The sequence below is a fragment of the Pseudomonas sp. BYT-1 genome (assembly GCF_023611805.1).
GTDB lineage: Bacteria > Pseudomonadota > Gammaproteobacteria > Pseudomonadales > Pseudomonadaceae > Aquipseudomonas > Aquipseudomonas guariconensis.
Map to the genome: position 1 here is coordinate 3,352,647 of NZ_CP072559.1, position 15,797 is coordinate 3,368,443.

Sequence of the window (15,797 nt, forward strand, 5' to 3'; positions counted from 1 at the left end):
CATGAGTGAGACTAATAGTAGGTCATAGTTCCACACGTTTTACAACGTCGGAGGGTTCTCAGAAAATGCTGTTAAATCACAAATTTACAATGGAAACCGCATACATCTTGCTTAGATGTCACTGAATCTCTGGGGACACCATGTTTACGGGTTATGGAAATTGCTATCGCCTGGATGCGCTAGAGCTGGCCGCTGAACATATCCAAAAATGCCAACATTGGGCGTATCAAACCCTCGCACAGTTTCGTACCTTGCTCGGCCATCCCGACTTTCCCTGCCTGTTCGGCCGCAAGGCGGTCGCCGCCGGCACCTGCCATCTTGTCTTCGCGCGCGCGACGCAACTGGCGACAGACATTGCCCGAGGGCTCGCCGATTACGTGAGCATCCTCGAACCCATCCCGCTCAGGCAGCGCATCGGCAACCCCTTGCTGGTGTTTCTCGAAACCGAGCCAGACAGCACGCTGGCCGAACAGCAGGCGCTGGCCTGGTCGGTGCTGCAACAAGTCCATGAACTGGACCCGCAACCCTGGCCTCGGACGCTACCCACAGACCCTCATGACAGCGGCTGGTCGTTCTGCTTCGCTGGCATGGCGCTGTTCATCAACATGAATTTCCCGGCCCACCGGCAGATGAAAAGCCGCAACTTGGGCGCGCACATCGCCTTCGTCATCAACCCGCGGGAGAGCTTCGACGAGGTCGCCAGCGCCGCCACCGAAAGCGGCCGTCGCATCCGTGCACGCATTCGCGAGCGGGTACGCCATTACAACGATGGCGTCGTACCCGATACCCTGGGCTTCTTCGGCCAGGAGGACAATTTCGAATGGCGCCAGTATCAACTCCAGGAACCGGGCTCGCTCAACCCTTCGCGCTGCCCATTCCATGCGCATGCAACACCTGAAACCCTGATCGAGAACTGACCGTGAACACCGCACTCACCGCCACCTATGCCCTCACCGTGCTGCTGCTGATCGCCACCCCTGGCCCAGTGGTGGCACTGATCGTCAATACCGCGGCTACCTCAGGCTCGCGCAAGGCGCTGTCGACCGCCATCGGCACCAATTGGGCTTCGCTTGTCCTGATCGCCGCCGCTGCCTGGATCATCATGACCAGCGCTGCGGTCGACAAGACCTGGCTCAGCGGCATGAGCCTGCTGGGCTGCCTGTTCATCGCCTACATCGCCATCACTACCCTTCGGGAAGCGCTGCAAGCGCCAGCCCTCGACGTGCCAGCGCAGGCCCCTGAACAGCCTGGACGCGGCGGGCTGCTCCAGGGGTTCATGGTGGGCATCTCCAACCCCAAGGACATCATCTTTTTCATTTCCTTCTTCCCGCAGTTCATCCAGATCACCGAATCGTTCGGCAAGAGCATGGTGGTGCTGTCGCTATTGTGGATTGCCATCGATTTCGCCGTGCTCAGCCTGTACATATTCGCCATCGGCAAGATCGCCTCGCAACGCAGCAACCGCATCATCACACTTGCCTCGGGCATTGCCCTGTTGCTGATTGCCCTTGCCGGACTGGCCTACAACATCAAGGAGCTGGCCGGCTGAACCGCGCCACCCTCGACCTCGCGTGCCAAAGGAGCGCCCATGAGACCGATCGACCATGACACGAACGTCCAGGGCAGCCCTCTTCCCCTGCAGCAGGACTATCAGCGCTTCCTGCTACTGGGCAGCCGTCGCGCACCGCATACCCTTTACATGCATGAACGAGGCTATCGCTCCGGCACCATCAACACCGACAGCCATGGCATGCGCTACAGCCATTGTGCCGACAGACGCTGCTCGGTGACCGAGCACAGCGGCGTCAAGCGGGTCAATCTGCTGGTAGGTGGTTCGACCACCCTGGGGATCGGCGCCAGCTCCGACAAACACACGATCGCCTCCTACCTGTCGGCGCTGACCGGCGAGGTCTGGCTGAGCCTGGCCGGCTGCGGCCTCAATGCCACTCAGGAACTGCTGATGTTCCTGACCCACCAACATCGCTTCACAGAGGTCGGCCACGTAGTCGTACTCAGCGGCCTGAACACCTTGGCACACGAGGCGTTGGGCGAAGTGCTGGCGGGCGATCACGAACAAGGGCACGCCCTGGCTTACCAGGACCTGCTCAACAGCTTCAACGAAGGCGTGCACACCGCCCATCCACCACCCGGCGAGTCGCTCTGGCGCCGCCTGGGCCAAGCCCTGGCGCCTCGCAGACAATCGCCGGCCCCCGCCTGGAAGCTGTCGCCCCCCGACAAACGCCTGGCACGCGCCGCCGACACCATCGGCCGCAGCCTGCAGCAGTGGGACCGCCTGCTGGGCGGTGGCTACGCCACCCTCACCTTCATCCTTCAGCCCCTGTTGCCCTGGTGCCGGGAGGCCATTCCACAGGGCGAGCAGCTCATGCTGCAGCACCTGCAACGCCAGCCGACGAACTTCGACCGCCTGCTGGCCGACGTCTTCGACAGCCAGTTGCACACGGACTTCTTTCGACGCATCAAGCAACAGGCCGCGCAGGTGCCCTGCTATGACATGAACTGCATGCTCAGCAGTTGCGCGATGTTCGACCAACCGTTGTTCGTCGACCGCCTGCATTTCAACGACTTGGGCAACAGTGCACTGGCCAAGGTGATCACCGCCAAGCTCGGGCTGGCCCAGGAAAAGCACGCCAATTATCGACCACCGCCCGTCAGGCTAGTCTGACAAAACAGGATTGGCCTTTCGGCAGGCAGCGTTGGGTGGCTAGAATACGGCGTCGTCGCTCTTGATTCGCTTGAGGTACATGCGTAACTGCCATGATGATCGAAGCCGTCCTGCCGTATCTGGCCCACCCTGGCCAGTCCGCCTGCGAGGCCTACCTGTGAACCGCGCCTTCTTCTGGTCGCCGTTGTTCATGGCCGTGCTGGCGCTCGACGCCCAAGCGCTGGAAGTACAGATCGACCCCCATGCCGATCTGCTCTACCGCCAGGCCCTGCCCCTCTTGGAGCAGGCCGACCTCCAGGACGACAGCCCCAGCCCACTGCGCACCTCGATTGGCAGCGACCCGGAACTCAGCCGCCAAGGCCAGGCCCTGGCGCGAACCCTACCCACCGCCGTGGCCTTGCTGAAAAAATCGGTGGCACTCAACCATCCGGTCGCCCAGTACCGCCTGGCGCTGTACTACATGACCTACCTGCCGACGGCGCAAATTCCGGATGCGGCCTGCCCGCTGCTCGAAGCCAGCCTGCAACAAGGATTCGCGCCACCCGCCCCGGCGATCGCGACCTGGTGCCCGCCTTACAACGCAAGCCCCGCCTACCGTCAGGCGCTGGAAGCGATCCCCAGCATGGCCACCCGTTATGCCGCCTATTACCCTCAGCCTGCGATACGGCTGGCCTGCAACCGCAGTCAACCCCAAGGCCTGGAAATGCAGTGGGGGCGCCAGCGGGACTACCAGGCGGAGGTGTATCGTCTGCTCGGCGACCTCGATCCTCAACAACGCCAGACCTTGCTGCAAAAGGCAGTGGACATCAATGGTTGCGCCGCAGCCCAACGACACCTGACCAGCAAACGCTAGACTCGCTTAGCAAGGGGCAGGCAGCAAGAATGTTCAAGCCATGCCCCATCCGCTCTGGCATGCTGGACTGCCTTGCCGATTCAAGTCACCACCATGCCCTGCAGCCCACCTGTCGCCCGCCAAGCATTCCTCCATGGCGCCATCGCCATCATGCCCTTATCCCTGGCCGTAGCCCCCTGGGGCCTGCTCGCCGGTTCCATGGCCATCGAGGCCAACCTCAGCGCCTGGGAGGGCCAAGGGCTGTCGGCCATCGTTTTCGCAGGGGCCGCGCAATTGGTAGCGATCGGCATGCTCAAGGGCGGTGCCAACCTGTTCTCGATCCTGCTCACAACCTTGTTGCTGACTTCCCAACATTTGCTCTACGGCCTGAGCATGCGTCCGGTGCTGTCCGGCCAGCCGCTGCGCTGGCGCCTGGGGCTGGGCTTTCTGCTCACCGATGAATTCTTTGCCCTGACCAGCCGCTACGACCAACAGCAGTTCAACCGCTGGTACGCCCTGGGCGTCGGCCTGACGTTCTATGTGGCCTGGAATCTGTTCACCCTGGCCGGCATCCTGCTAGGCCAGAACATTCCACACCTGGACCAGCTGGGCCTGGACTTTTCCATCGTCGCCACGTTCGTCGCGTTGATCGCACCGCTGGTGCGTAACCTACCGACAGTGGTGTGCGTGGCGGTGTCGCTGTTGTGTTCGGTGCTGTTCAGCCACTGGCATTGGGAGACCGCTCTGGTCGCCGCCGGCCTGCTGGGCATGAGCGCCGGCTTCGCTTGCCAGAAACTCACCGGAGGCCGCTCATGACCTGGCTGCTGATCTTCGCCATGGGCCTTGTGGTGTTTCTTAACCGCTACGCTTTCCTGGAACCGCGCCTGCCCCTGCGCCTGAGCTCCAATGCCCGGCAATTCTTGGGCTTCGCCGTACCTGGCATGCTGACGGCCATCTGCGGGCCGATCATCTTCCTGCCTGGGCATCAACTGGACCTGAGCCTCACCAACCCCTACCTGCTCGGCTCACTGGTGGCCATCGCCCTGGTGCTGTTGACCCGCAGTGTGTTGCTGAGCATGCTGGTGAGCATGTTGATCTTCTTCCTCCTGCGCAGTTGGCTGGCATGAACACGCCCCCGCGCGAACAGACCCACCTCTGGCAAGCCCCGGCACTGGGCGATGTGGAAATGCTGCACGCGCGGTATTTCCAGCAACGCTTCGCCCCCCATGTGCATGAAGGCTACGTGTTCACTGTGATCGAGTCCGGCGCCCAGCGATTCTGGCATCGTGGCAGCGAGCACCTGGCACCGGTGGGCAGCATGGTGCTGATCAACCCGGACGAGTTGCACACCGGCGCCACGGCACACGAGGCAGGCTGGCGCTATCGTGGCTTCTACCCCGAGCACGAACGGGTCACCGGCGTGCTCGACGAGCTGGAGCTGGGTCGCCATGGCATGCCGCACTTCAAGGACAGCGTGATCCAGGACCCCGCCTTGGCCGCCCTGTTCAGCGAGTTGCATCGGCTGTCGGAGTCCGACGCAAGCGCCTTGGAACAACAGACCGCCTGGCGCCAGGCAGTCCTGGCGCTGGTACAACGCCATGGCCACGGCGCCGAGGCGCCCGCCCCCGGCAACGAACCGCGCGCTGTGGCCCGCGCCCGCGAACTGCTCGAAAGCCAGCTGGCCGACCCACCGTCGCTCGAAGCCTTGGCCGCAGCGGTCAACCTCTCCCCCTTCCACTTCGCCCGGGTGTTCCGCCAGGCCACCGGCCTGCCACCCCACGCCTGGCTCAAGCAGCGCCGCCTGTCCCGCGCCCGAGAGCTGCTCAAGAGCGGCCTCCCCGCCTCAGAAGTCGCCTTCGCCCTGGGTTTTGCCGACCAGAGCCACCTCAGCAGGCAATTCAAGCAGGCCTATGGCGTGACGCCGGGGGCGTATCGGCAGGCGTGTCGGTTCGTTTAGCACCCGGTCACACAGTTCAAAAAGGCAGCTCCAATTGCAGGCGGGTCAATGCCTTGCGTCGCCCCCCAATAGCGCAACACAAGACGCACCGAGGTGTGTCGATTGAACCCTGGTGTAGAGCAGGCCGCCCAGCACGGTACCCGTGGCCAGCAGCGAGAAAACGTAGCCAACCGCCGCCTCCGAGGAGAACCACGCGCTCAAAACATTGTAAACAACATCTGCCCCACACCACTTCCAACAGACGCCTCGCACTCCGAACAAGACCCATATAGAGAGGATGAAGACCGTCTTACCCAAGCCGTGTATATATGCCATTCAATGGATAATGCAGTCGTTGTGCATCGCGCGAGACGTGAGGGTGATGCGCAGTGAGTACCTAGCCCCCACATCAGGCAGGAGCCCCACCCCCTGCTACACTGAAAGGGCTGAACGGAGGAACCTGCCATGTCCGATAGAGAGCTCACCACCCTCCTGACGCTGATGAACCAGCGCCAAGCCTGTCTGAGCAGTGCCTGCAAGGAGATTGCCGACTGGATCGACCGGCAGGGCGATGTGCCCGCGGCTGGCAAGATCCGCGCCAGCCTCAAGGCACTGGAGGCCGAAGACGCCCAGGTACGCAAGACCTTGACCTCGCTGACCATCGAGCGACCTTTGCCGAGGTTTCGTAGCTGAGCAGTATTTGTAAAGTCGATCGGGGCGCTTTGGCGCCCCTTTTATGTAGCAAGGCCGCGCCCACACGGTGGGAGCGGCCTTGTGTCGCGTTGGGCTGCGCGGCAGCCCATGCCACCGATCAGTGCATGTGCGCGTGATCATGCCCGGCTTCAGCCCCCAGCGGGCGAACCGGTGCCTGGATTTCCAGGGTCTGCTTTGTTCCCTTGGCATCTTCGATGGTCAGGGTCAGCGGCACCTGCTCGCCTTCCTTGACCTGCTGGGTCAGGCCCATGAGCATCACGTGGTAGCCGTTAGGGTCGAGGGAGACCGCTTTACCGGCGGGCAGGTCGACGGCCTTGACCTCCCCCATGCTCATCACGTCGCCCTTCATGCTCATCTCGTGGATCTGCACGGTCTTGGCGACCGGCGAGGCCACGCTGAGCAGCTTGCTGTCGGTGTCGGCAGTCAGCGTCATGAACGCGCCAGTGGACTGCTGGTGCGGCACGCTGGCGCGAACCCAGGCATCACTCACGGTGGTCTGGGCCAGGGCCGGCAAGGCCAGGCCCATCATGGCCAGAACGGCCAGCGCACGTTTGGCAGGTTGCAGTGAAACAGCCATTAGCAAATCTCCATCAGGGTGACCAGGTCTTCGGCGCATTCCTTGGCGGTCAGGGAATGGCCAAGACTCAAGCGCAGAGTGCCACGCGTGTCATAGACGTAGCTGGTGGACGAATGAGAGACGGTGTAGGTATCGCCGGCGGGGACCTTCTCGTAGAACACCTTGAATTCCTTGGCCACCTCGGCGATTTCCTCGGGGGTGCCGGTCAGGGCGGTGAACGACGGGTCGAAGGCCTTGACGTAGGCATCGAGCACTTCTGGGGTATCACGCTCCGGGTCCAGGGTGATGAGCACCACCTGGAACAGGTCGCGGTCGCGGCCCCTGAGCAACTTCCTGATTTGCGCCGCGCGCGCCATGGCGGTCGGGCAGACAGCCGGGCACTGGGTGAAGCCGAAGAAGATCATCGGCATGGAGCCATAGAAGCTCGACAGGGTGCGCTCGTTGCCTTGGGTGTCCTTCAGGCGGAATTTGCGCCCGAGGATTTCGTTGCTCATGTTCTTGCCGTACTTGAACTCGAGCCCCCGGGCCGGGTTGCAACCGGCCAGCAGGCCAAGCCCCAGAACGCCCATCCCGGCGACGACAGCACGCCGGGTCAGTAAATCAGTCATGGAACCATCCTTTATAGGGAAGGTGCCGGCCCCTGGGATGGGCCGACGAAAAAACCGAGGCATTCTGGCATGACACCCCAGGGGCATCCACCCGACGAAGGAGGGATCGGCCTGCAGCCCTTGAAATCCGGGCTGCGGCCTGTTGTCGCAGGGCTTGATTCCGTAACACTTTGTTGCTAGGTGCAACATCTTGCAAAGAGAACGCTGGATGAACCCACGCCAGGCAGCATGGATCAGTAGTAGGCGTTTTCCTTGTTGCTGTGGTCGGTCACGTCACGCACACCCTTGAGCTCCGGGATACGCTCGAGCAGGGTGCGCTCGATGCCGTCCTTGAGGGTGACGTCGGCCTGGCCGCAGCCTTGGCAGCCGCCGCCGAACTGCAACACGGCGATGCCGTCATCGACCACATCCACCAGGCTCACGGCGCCGCCGTGGCTGGCCAGTCCCGGGTTGATCTCGGTCTGCAGGTAATAGTTGATGCGCTCGTTGAGCGGGCTGTCCTCGTTGACCATCGGCACCTTGGCGTTGGGTGCCTTGATGGTGAGCTGACCACCCATGCGATCGGTGGCGTAGTCGACCAGCGCGTCCTCCAGGAACGGCTCGCTGACCGCATCGATGTACGCGGTGAAGCTCTTCAGGCCCACGGCCGTGTCGTCGGGCTTCTCCTCGCCTGGTTTGCAGTAGGCAATGCAGGTTTCAGCGTACTGGGTACCCGGCTGGGTGATGAAAATGCGGATGCCGATGCCCGGGGTGTTCTGCTTGGACAGCAGATCGGCCAGGTAATCATGGGCGGCGTCGGTAATGGTTATAGCGCTCATGGAAGTTCCTCACAGACTTGTCGGCAAGTGTACGCCAACCTGGCCCCCGAACAAAGTCCTAGTATTTGACTCGGGAAAGCGCCAGCACCTGGGCTGGCTCCCTGTCTTCACGCAACCAGGCCTGCATACGCCGGTACAGGCCGCGCTCCAGCCAGTGGAAGCTGAGCCACGACATTAGTCCAATGGACAGCACGCAGACGGCAAACACCGCATAGGGATTCAAGCCCAGGCGCTGACTGGCGAACCAGCCGCCATAGAGCACCAGCACGTGAATCAAGTACACCGAATAGGAGCAGTCGCCCAGTGCCTTGAGCACCCGGTTGCCATGGAAATACGGCTCCAGTGCGACAAACGCCAACACTACCAACGCACTCGGCACGCCCCAGTGCAGCAGGCGCACGGAGGCATCCAGCTGATACAAGGCATACCCCGCCAACCCCAGTACCATCAGCGGCAACCACAGCCCTTCGCGCACCAGCCCGCGGCGGTACAGCACGCCAATGCCGATGCCCAGCAAGAACTCGTAGATGATGCCGTTGCTGTAGAAGCGGCTCAGTACGCCCATGCGTCCAAGCACCTCACTGACCATCAACAGAGCTGCGCTCACCAGCAACAGATGGTGTCGCCGTCGCACCAGGAAGGCCAGGCCGAACAACAGGTAGAAGAACATCTCGAAGTTCAGCGTCCAGCCGACGTTGAGTGTCGGATACAAGCCGTAGCCGCCGGGGTTCTCCGCCGGGATGAACAACAGTGACAGCAGCAGATGCTGCCCGTCGAACACTTGGTGCGGCATCCAGCGACTGGCCACCAGCAACAGCAAGGCCATCAGCAATGTGTAGAACCAATAGGCAGGAACGATGCGCAGCACCCGATTGAGCAGGAACTGCCCGGGCGCGATAGGTTTGTCGCGGGTCGAGAGGTATATCACCAGCCCGCTGATGACGAAGAAGATATCCACGCCCACGGCGCCTCGTTCGGCGAGCAGTCGGCCGATCGGCCCGGTAGCGTGGAAGTCGAAGAAGATCTGCATGAAGTGGTGGCAGACCACCACCCAGGCGGCGAATGCCCGGAGAGCCTGAAGCGAATACAGCATGCCGGTTCCTGCGGTTTTCGGTGCATTGAGGCCCCGATCGAACGCAGCGGCGCGCACTGCGCGCTCGTCGAAGCTAAACCCGCTTGCGCACGGCTTGCGGCGAAACCGTGGGAGCGGGTTTACCCGCCAAGGGCTGCCACGCAGCCCCCGCGATGGATCAGGACCACCCGGCAGGTCCGACCGCAACGTATCCGAAAAGGTCAGCCCGACCCGATCAAAGGTTCTCGTAGCGGTTCATGTCCAGCACACCCGCTTCCACAGGCTCGGTCTCCTTGATGAACGTGTTCAGGTCATGGAAGTAGCGCCAGAACTCAGGGTGGCTGCGGCGCACGCCCCAGCGCATGACGATCCGCTCGAACTTGGCCGTATCGTCGCGGGCAGCCTCCATATCCTCGACGAACTCCGGTACATCCTGGGTCGGGATGTTGAAGATGAAGTTCGGGTAGCTGCTGAGCACGCCCGGGTACAGGGTCAGCGTGTCCAGGCCTGGCTGGTAGCGATAGGCCTCGCCGAGCAGGAAGGCGACGTTGCTGTGGGCGCGGTTGCGCAACAGGCTGTAGACCTGGCGCTGGCCGCCCTGCCCTTCGATGCGCAGCAGGGTCGCCTCGGGCAACTGGTTGATCACCTTGAGCCCGGCAGCCGGGCGCGAGACCAGGCGGCTAAGACTCTGCTCGGCATCTTGGAACTCGGCGCTCATCTGCGGACGCGAGCAATGGGCACCAGTGCAGCGGTTGATCGGATCGGGCGCCGCGTTGAGGCTACCAGTGCGTTGCAGCAATTTGAGGCCGAAATCACGCTTGGGATTTGCCTCGTCCAGCTTCAGCGCACTTGGTGTACTGGTGTCGATGTCCTCGTAGTCGAGCCACATCTTTACCTTGCCGCTGTTCTGGTACCAGTCGCTCAGGATCGCGCCGCGCTGGTCGGCCGGCATCAGGCGCAGGAAGTTGATCTCGGCACCATTGCGGATCAGGTCGAAGTACAGGCGGGTCTGCAACTGGTGCGAGACGTTGCCGAATACATCGAAGTTCACCGCCAATTGATAGTAGGTGCGCTCGAACAGCGGGTAGTCGAACAACCAGGTGGTCAGCGGCACGTCGCCGATCAGGCCCTTGCTCACCGACGCGCTGTCGAAGTGGCGGAAGATGGTCAGCAGCGCATTGTCATTGCCCGCCCACAGGGTCGACCAGCTCGGTGCAGGCATCTGGGCATAAGCTTCGCGACGCAGCTTCTCGTACTCGTTGCGCTTGTCGCGATAGGCATGCCACAGACTCAGCACACTGCCCACGTCGTCGATCTGCCCAGGCATCGCCAGCAGCGGTGTCGCCTTGCCGCGGTACTCGGCATCGGTGATGTAGCGGTCATGGGCCGGCTCCTGGAACAGCGCCCAGAAGTTGTCGCGAATCACATCGGTGGCGATCTGCCCACGACACACCGGGCCACGGATGAAGGTGCGCACGAAGTATTCGGCGTTGTCCAGCATGAACTGGTAGCGCGCCACCGCCGGGATCGCCTCGAAGGTCTCGAACGGGTTGGAGCGGTGGCGCGGGCCGTACCCCGGCAGTGACGTGGCGTGCCAGTCGCCGCTGTAGAACAGTTGCTTGACGCGCTTGAGCTTCTGCGGGCCCATCGGGTAGGTGATGTGTGTCTTGTGCACGATCACACCCTGTACCGGGATCAGGCGGTAATAGAAGTCAGTGCCGGGCGGGTCGTTGGGCCTGCGGGTGGCGATGATGTCCACCGGCTTGCCGCTTGGGGTGCGCGAACGCACCCACTGGAAGAAGTGCCCCGGCTCGCCCCCGGTGAAATAGACATGCGCCAGGAACAGATGCTCGTACAGCCAGCGGCCCACCAGGGCCTCGGTGGAACCCGGACGGTTGAGCAGCTCTTCCCATTCGGCGATCTGCCGGGACTCGATGGCGCTGGGCTGGATCGGCTGGTATTCGACCGGCGCACCGGCCGCCAGCCAGCGCTGCAGGGTCTGGTACTCGGCATCGGTGAGCCCGGTGACAGCTAGCGGCATCCCCTCCTTGGGGTGGGCACCGGCGTAGGCGTCGAACTCATGGGGCAATGGGCACATGTTGTTACGGTTGAGCCCCAAGACGATCTCCTCGGGCAGCTTGGCGTTGGGCGTCAGCGGCGTTTTGTGACCCAGCTCGAGCATACGTGCCATCAACGCGGCCTGGCTGCCCTGGTTGTCGAGCACCGAATAAAAGCCCATCTTGCGCCAGGCCTGCTCGTCGTGGGCGTCATAGAACAGCCGCGTGGTGGGCACCGCCTTGCTGCGCTCCCCCTGGTACACCGGCGTCTTGGAAGCACCGCGCACTGCACCTTCTGGGCTTTCCAGCTTGAGCTGGCAGGCCGCGTCGTTGCATGCATGGCAGGCCACGCACTTCTCAGTGAAGATCGGTTGAATGTCCCGGGTGTACGAAATCGCCGGGCTCGATTGAGGGGCTTGCCCGAACGCCACGCCGCTGATGAGCAGGGCGAAAGCGCCAGCAAGTAAACGATGCACCATGTGCCGAATGTCCTGATTCCTGAAAGCCATCACGATTGCCTGACCGGTCCTTGGGTGCTTTGGCGCGCTCACCAACATGAAGGAAATTCATGCAAATGGCCGGCACGCCTAAAATCCGTGCAGCTTTGTTATTATTCAGCACCTTCCGAAATTCGCCCGACCAGGTAGTTCCTATGTCCGACCGCAGCGCTCGTTTCCAAGCACTCCAGCAAGCACTCAAGGAGCGCATACTGATCCTCGACGGCGGCATGGGTACTATGATCCAAAGCTACCGCCTCGAGGAACACGACTATCGTGGCACGCGCTTCGCCGATTGGCCAAGCGACGTCAAGGGCAACAACGATTTACTGCTGCTCACCCGCCCCGATGTCATCGCCTCGATCGAGAAAGCCTACCTCGACGCCGGCGCCGACATCCTCGAGACCAACACCTTCAACGCCACGCAGATTTCCCAGGCCGACTACGGCATGGAAGCGCTGGTGTACGAGCTCAACGTCGAAGGCGCGCGCATCGCCCGCCAGGTGGCCGACGCCAAGACACTGGAAACCCCGGACAAGCCTCGCTTCGTCGCTGGCGTGCTCGGCCCTACCAGCCGCACCTGCTCGATCTCCCCGGACGTCAACGACCCGGGCTATCGCAACGTCACCTTCGACGAGCTGGTCGAAAACTACACCGAGGCCACCCGCGGCCTGATCGAAGGCGGCGCCGACCTGCTGCTGATCGAGACCATCTTCGACACCCTCAACGCCAAAGCGGCGATCTTCGCCGTGCAGCAAGTGTTCGAGGAAGACGGCGTCGAATTGCCGATCATGATCTCCGGCACCATCACCGACGCCTCCGGCCGTACCCTGTCGGGCCAGACCACCGAGGCGTTCTGGAACTCGGTGCGCCACGCCAAGCCAATCTCCGTAGGCCTGAACTGCGCCCTGGGCGCCAAGGACCTGCGCCCCTACCTTGAAGAGTTGGCCACCAAGGCCGACACCCACGTCTCGGCCCACCCCAACGCCGGCCTGCCCAACGCCTTCGGCGAGTACGACGAAACCCCGGCTGAAATGGCCGCGGTGGTCGAGGAATTCGCTGCCAGTGGTTTTCTCAACATCATCGGCGGTTGCTGCGGCACCACCCCGCCGCACATCCAGGCCATCGCCGAGGCCGTGGCCAAGTACAAACCACGCGAAATTCCGGACATCCCCAAGGCCTGCCGCCTGTCGGGTCTGGAGCCGTTCACCATCGATCGCCAGTCGCTGTTCGTCAACGTGGGCGAGCGCACCAACATCACAGGTTCCGCCAAGTTCGCCCGCCTGATCCGCGAGGAGAACTACACCGAAGCACTGGAAGTGGCCCTGCAGCAGGTCGAGGCCGGCGCGCAGGTGATCGACATCAACATGGACGAAGGCATGCTCGATTCGAAGGCTGCCATGGTCCGCTTCCTCAACCTGATCGCGGGCGAGCCGGATATCTCCCGGGTGCCGATCATGATCGACTCCTCCAAATGGGAGGTAATCGAAGCGGGCCTCAAGTGCATCCAGGGCAAGGGCATCGTCAACTCGATCTCCATGAAAGAAGGCGTCGAGCAATTCAAGCACCATGCCCGCCTGTGCAAGCGCTACGGCGCCGCCGTGGTGGTGATGGCCTTCGACGAGGTCGGCCAGGCCGACACCGCCGCGCGCAAGAAGGAAATCTGCCAGCGCAGCTACGACATCCTGGTCAATGAAGTGGGCTTCCCGCCGGAAGACATCATCTTCGACCCGAACATCTTTGCCGTGGCCACCGGCATCGAGGAACACAACAACTATGCCGTGGACTTCATCGAAGCCTGCGCCTACATCCGCGACCATCTGCCATTCGCCCTGTCGAGCGGCGGCGTGTCCAACGTGTCGTTCTCCTTCCGCGGCAACAACCCGGTGCGCGAGGCGATCCACTCGGTATTCCTCTACCACGCCATCAAGAACGGCCTGACCATGGGCATCGTCAACGCCGGCCAACTGGAAATCTACGACGAGATCCCGGCGGCGCTGCGCGAGAAGGTCGAGGACGTGGTGCTCAACCGCACCCCGCACGGCACCGACGCACTGCTGGCGATTGCCGACGACTACAAGGGCGGCGGCGCGACCAAGGAAGTGGAAAACGAACAGTGGCGCACGCTGCCGGTGGAAAAACGCCTGGAGCACGCGCTGGTCAAAGGCATCACCGCCTTCATCGTCGAGGATACCGAGGAGTGCCGCCAACAGTGCGCGCGCCCCATCGAGGTCATCGAAGGGCCGCTGATGAGCGGCATGAACGTAGTTGGCGACCTGTTCGGTGCCGGCAAGATGTTCCTGCCTCAGGTGGTCAAGTCCGCCCGAGTGATGAAGCAAGCCGTGGCCCACCTGATCCCGTTCATCGAAGCCGAGAAAGGCGATACCCCCGAGGCCAAGGGCAAGATCCTCATGGCCACGGTCAAGGGCGACGTGCACGACATCGGCAAGAACATCGTCGGCGTGGTGCTTGGCTGCAACGGTTATGACATCGTCGACCTGGGCGTGATGGTGCCAGCGGAGAAGATCCTGCAGACCGCCCGAGAGCAGAAATGCGACATCATCGGCCTCTCCGGCCTGATCACCCCGTCGCTGGACGAAATGGTCCACGTCGCCCGCGAAATGCAGCGCCAAGGCTTCGAGCTGCCGCTGATGATCGGCGGTGCCACCACCTCCAAGGCCCATACGGCGGTCAAGATCGAGCCCAAGTACTCCAACGACGCGGTGGTCTACGTCACCGACGCCTCGCGTGCGGTGGGCGTGGCCACTCAGCTACTGTCGAAGGAACTCAAGCCGGCCTTCGTCGAGAAGACCCGCCAAGAATACGTGGAAGTCCGTGAGCGCACCGCCAACCGCAGCGCCCGCACCGAGCGCCTGGGCTACGACCAGGCCATCGCCGCCAAGCCTCAGTATGACTGGGCCGGCTACACCCCAGCGGTGCCCTCCTTCACGGGCGTCAAGGTGCTCGAGGACATCGACCTGCGCGTACTGGCCGAATACATCGACTGGACGCCGTTCTTCATTTCCTGGGACCTGGCCGGCAAATTCCCGCGTATCCTCACCGACGAAGTGGTCGGCGAGGCCGCTACCTCGCTGTACAACGATGCCCGCGAGATGCTCGACAAGCTGATCGACGAAAAGCTCATCAGTGCCCGTGCGGTCTTCGGCTTCTGGCCGGCCAACCAGGTCGAGCATGACGACATCGAGGTCTACGGCGACAACGGCGAGAAGCTCGCCACCCTGCACCACCTGCGTCAGCAGACCATCAAGCCGGACGGCAAGCCGAACTTCTCCCTGGCCGACTTCGTCGCGCCCAAGGACAGCGGCGTGACCGATTACGTCGGCGGTTTCATCACCACCGCCGGTATCGGTGCCGAGGAAGTGGCCAAGGCCTACCAGGACAAAGGCGACGACTACAACTCGATCATGGTCAAGGCCCTGGCCGATCGCCTGGCCGAAGCCTGCGCCGAGTGGCTGCACGAGCAGGTCCGCAAGCAGTACTGGGGTTATGCCAAGGACGAACACCTGGACAACGAAGCGCTGATCAAGGAGCAGTACAGCGGTATTCGCCCTGCTCCGGGTTATCCGGCCTGTCCGGACCACACCGAGAAAGCCACGCTGTTCCGCCTGCTCGACGGCACAGCCATCGGCGAGACCGGGCCGAGCGGTGTGTTCCTTACCGAACACTTCGCCATGTTCCCGGCAGCGGCGGTCAGCGGCTGGTACTTCGCTCACCCGCAGGCGCAGTACTTCGCCGTGGGCAAGGTGGACAAAGACCAGATCGAGCGCTACAGCGCGCGCAAGGGCCAGGACATCAGCGTCAGCGAGCGCTGGTTGGCACCGAACCTCGGTTACGAGAGCTGATCTGCTAGGCGGCCGCGCTGCGGCACTCTCGCGGGTAAACCCGCTCCCATAGGGTTCACAGTGATCCTTGTGGGAGCGGGTTTACCCGCGAAGACCTGCGCAGCGTCCACAGGCCTGTCTACACTGTCGTGTGATTGTCT

Annotated in this window: 14 protein-coding genes and 1 pseudogene; 9 read left to right on the top strand and 6 right to left on the bottom strand. The window is 62.7% G+C overall.

The genetic code is table 11. From position 1 onward, the window contains the following. The first annotated feature begins 140 nt into the window (after nucleotides 1-140). The 7 genes from J5X93_RS15555 to J5X93_RS15585 all read left to right on the top strand — a co-directional run bounded on the left by J5X93_RS15555 (nucleotide 141) and on the right by J5X93_RS15585 (nucleotide 5,472). Entirely contained in the window at nucleotides 141-917 is a 777-nt protein-coding gene (locus J5X93_RS15555) for a YqcI/YcgG family protein (RefSeq protein ID WP_043206900.1), read from the top strand. Between the two features lie 2 nt (nucleotides 918-919). Continuing rightward, nucleotides 920-1,549: a LysE family translocator gene (locus J5X93_RS15560; protein ID WP_043206902.1), complete on the top strand. Its 630-nt coding sequence runs from the start codon at nucleotides 920-922 to the stop codon at nucleotides 1,547-1,549. 39 nt (nucleotides 1,550-1,588) lie between these two features. Beyond that, nucleotides 1,589-2,683, top strand: coding sequence for a hypothetical protein (locus J5X93_RS15565; RefSeq protein WP_090344819.1), 1,095 nt, complete (start codon nucleotides 1,589-1,591; stop codon nucleotides 2,681-2,683). A gap of 190 nt (nucleotides 2,684-2,873) precedes the next feature. Next, on the top strand, nucleotides 2,874-3,536 hold the full coding sequence (locus J5X93_RS15570; protein ID WP_043207070.1) for a hypothetical protein: 663 nt from the start codon (nucleotides 2,874-2,876) through the stop codon (nucleotides 3,534-3,536). Nucleotides 3,537-3,629: 93 nt separating this feature from the next. Further along, nucleotides 3,630-4,331, top strand: coding sequence for an AzlC family ABC transporter permease (locus J5X93_RS15575; protein WP_043207072.1), 702 nt, complete (start codon nucleotides 3,630-3,632; stop codon nucleotides 4,329-4,331). After that, nucleotides 4,328-4,642, top strand: coding sequence for an AzlD domain-containing protein (locus J5X93_RS15580; protein WP_043206906.1), 315 nt, complete (start codon nucleotides 4,328-4,330; stop codon nucleotides 4,640-4,642). Before J5X93_RS15575 ends, J5X93_RS15580 begins: the two co-directional genes overlap by 4 nt. Continuing rightward, nucleotides 4,639-5,472 (top strand): AraC family transcriptional regulator, encoded by an 834-nt coding sequence (locus J5X93_RS15585; RefSeq protein WP_043206909.1) that lies wholly within the window; start codon nucleotides 4,639-4,641, stop codon nucleotides 5,470-5,472. The genes J5X93_RS15580 and J5X93_RS15585 overlap by 4 nt, the downstream gene beginning before the upstream one ends. A 65-nt stretch (nucleotides 5,473-5,537) precedes the next feature. Here the strand turns inward: J5X93_RS15585 and J5X93_RS15590 are convergent. Continuing rightward, nucleotides 5,538-5,661 (bottom strand): annotated as a pseudogene (locus J5X93_RS15590) (MFS transporter); the annotation flags it as partial. 255 nt (nucleotides 5,662-5,916) lie between these two features. Between J5X93_RS15590 and J5X93_RS15595 the strand changes: the two are divergent. Continuing rightward, entirely contained in the window at nucleotides 5,917-6,144 is a 228-nt protein-coding gene (locus J5X93_RS15595; RefSeq protein ID WP_043206911.1) for a hypothetical protein, read from the top strand. 118 nt (nucleotides 6,145-6,262) lie between these two features. On the opposite strand, the gene J5X93_RS15600 is transcribed toward J5X93_RS15595, so the two are convergent. The 5 genes from J5X93_RS15600 to J5X93_RS15620 all read right to left on the bottom strand — a co-directional run bounded on the left by J5X93_RS15600 (nucleotide 6,263) and on the right by J5X93_RS15620 (nucleotide 11,776). Beyond that, nucleotides 6,263-6,742 (bottom strand): copper chaperone PCu(A)C, encoded by a 480-nt coding sequence (locus tag J5X93_RS15600; protein ID WP_070571594.1) that lies wholly within the window; start codon nucleotides 6,740-6,742, stop codon nucleotides 6,263-6,265. Further along, nucleotides 6,742-7,350 (bottom strand): SCO family protein, encoded by a 609-nt coding sequence (locus J5X93_RS15605; protein ID WP_043206915.1) that lies wholly within the window; start codon nucleotides 7,348-7,350, stop codon nucleotides 6,742-6,744. Before J5X93_RS15605 ends, J5X93_RS15600 begins: the two co-directional genes overlap by 1 nt. Before the next feature lie 233 nt (nucleotides 7,351-7,583). Beyond that, nucleotides 7,584-8,168: a Fe-S biogenesis protein NfuA gene (gene nfuA / locus J5X93_RS15610; protein ID WP_043206916.1), complete on the bottom strand. Its 585-nt coding sequence runs from the start codon at nucleotides 8,166-8,168 to the stop codon at nucleotides 7,584-7,586. Between the two features lie 58 nt (nucleotides 8,169-8,226). Then, nucleotides 8,227-9,261 (bottom strand): acyltransferase family protein, encoded by a 1,035-nt coding sequence (locus tag J5X93_RS15615; protein WP_090344817.1) that lies wholly within the window; start codon nucleotides 9,259-9,261, stop codon nucleotides 8,227-8,229. Between the two features lie 214 nt (nucleotides 9,262-9,475). Then, a complete protein-coding gene (locus J5X93_RS15620) occupies nucleotides 9,476-11,776 on the bottom strand; it encodes a fatty acid cis/trans isomerase (RefSeq protein WP_043206919.1) in 2,301 nt (766 codons plus the stop codon). Between the two features lie 173 nt (nucleotides 11,777-11,949). Between J5X93_RS15620 and metH the strand changes: the two genes are divergently transcribed. Further along, nucleotides 11,950-15,657, top strand: coding sequence for a methionine synthase (gene metH, locus J5X93_RS15625; protein ID WP_090344815.1), 3,708 nt, complete (start codon nucleotides 11,950-11,952; stop codon nucleotides 15,655-15,657). The last annotated feature ends 140 nt before the right edge of the window (nucleotides 15,658-15,797 follow it).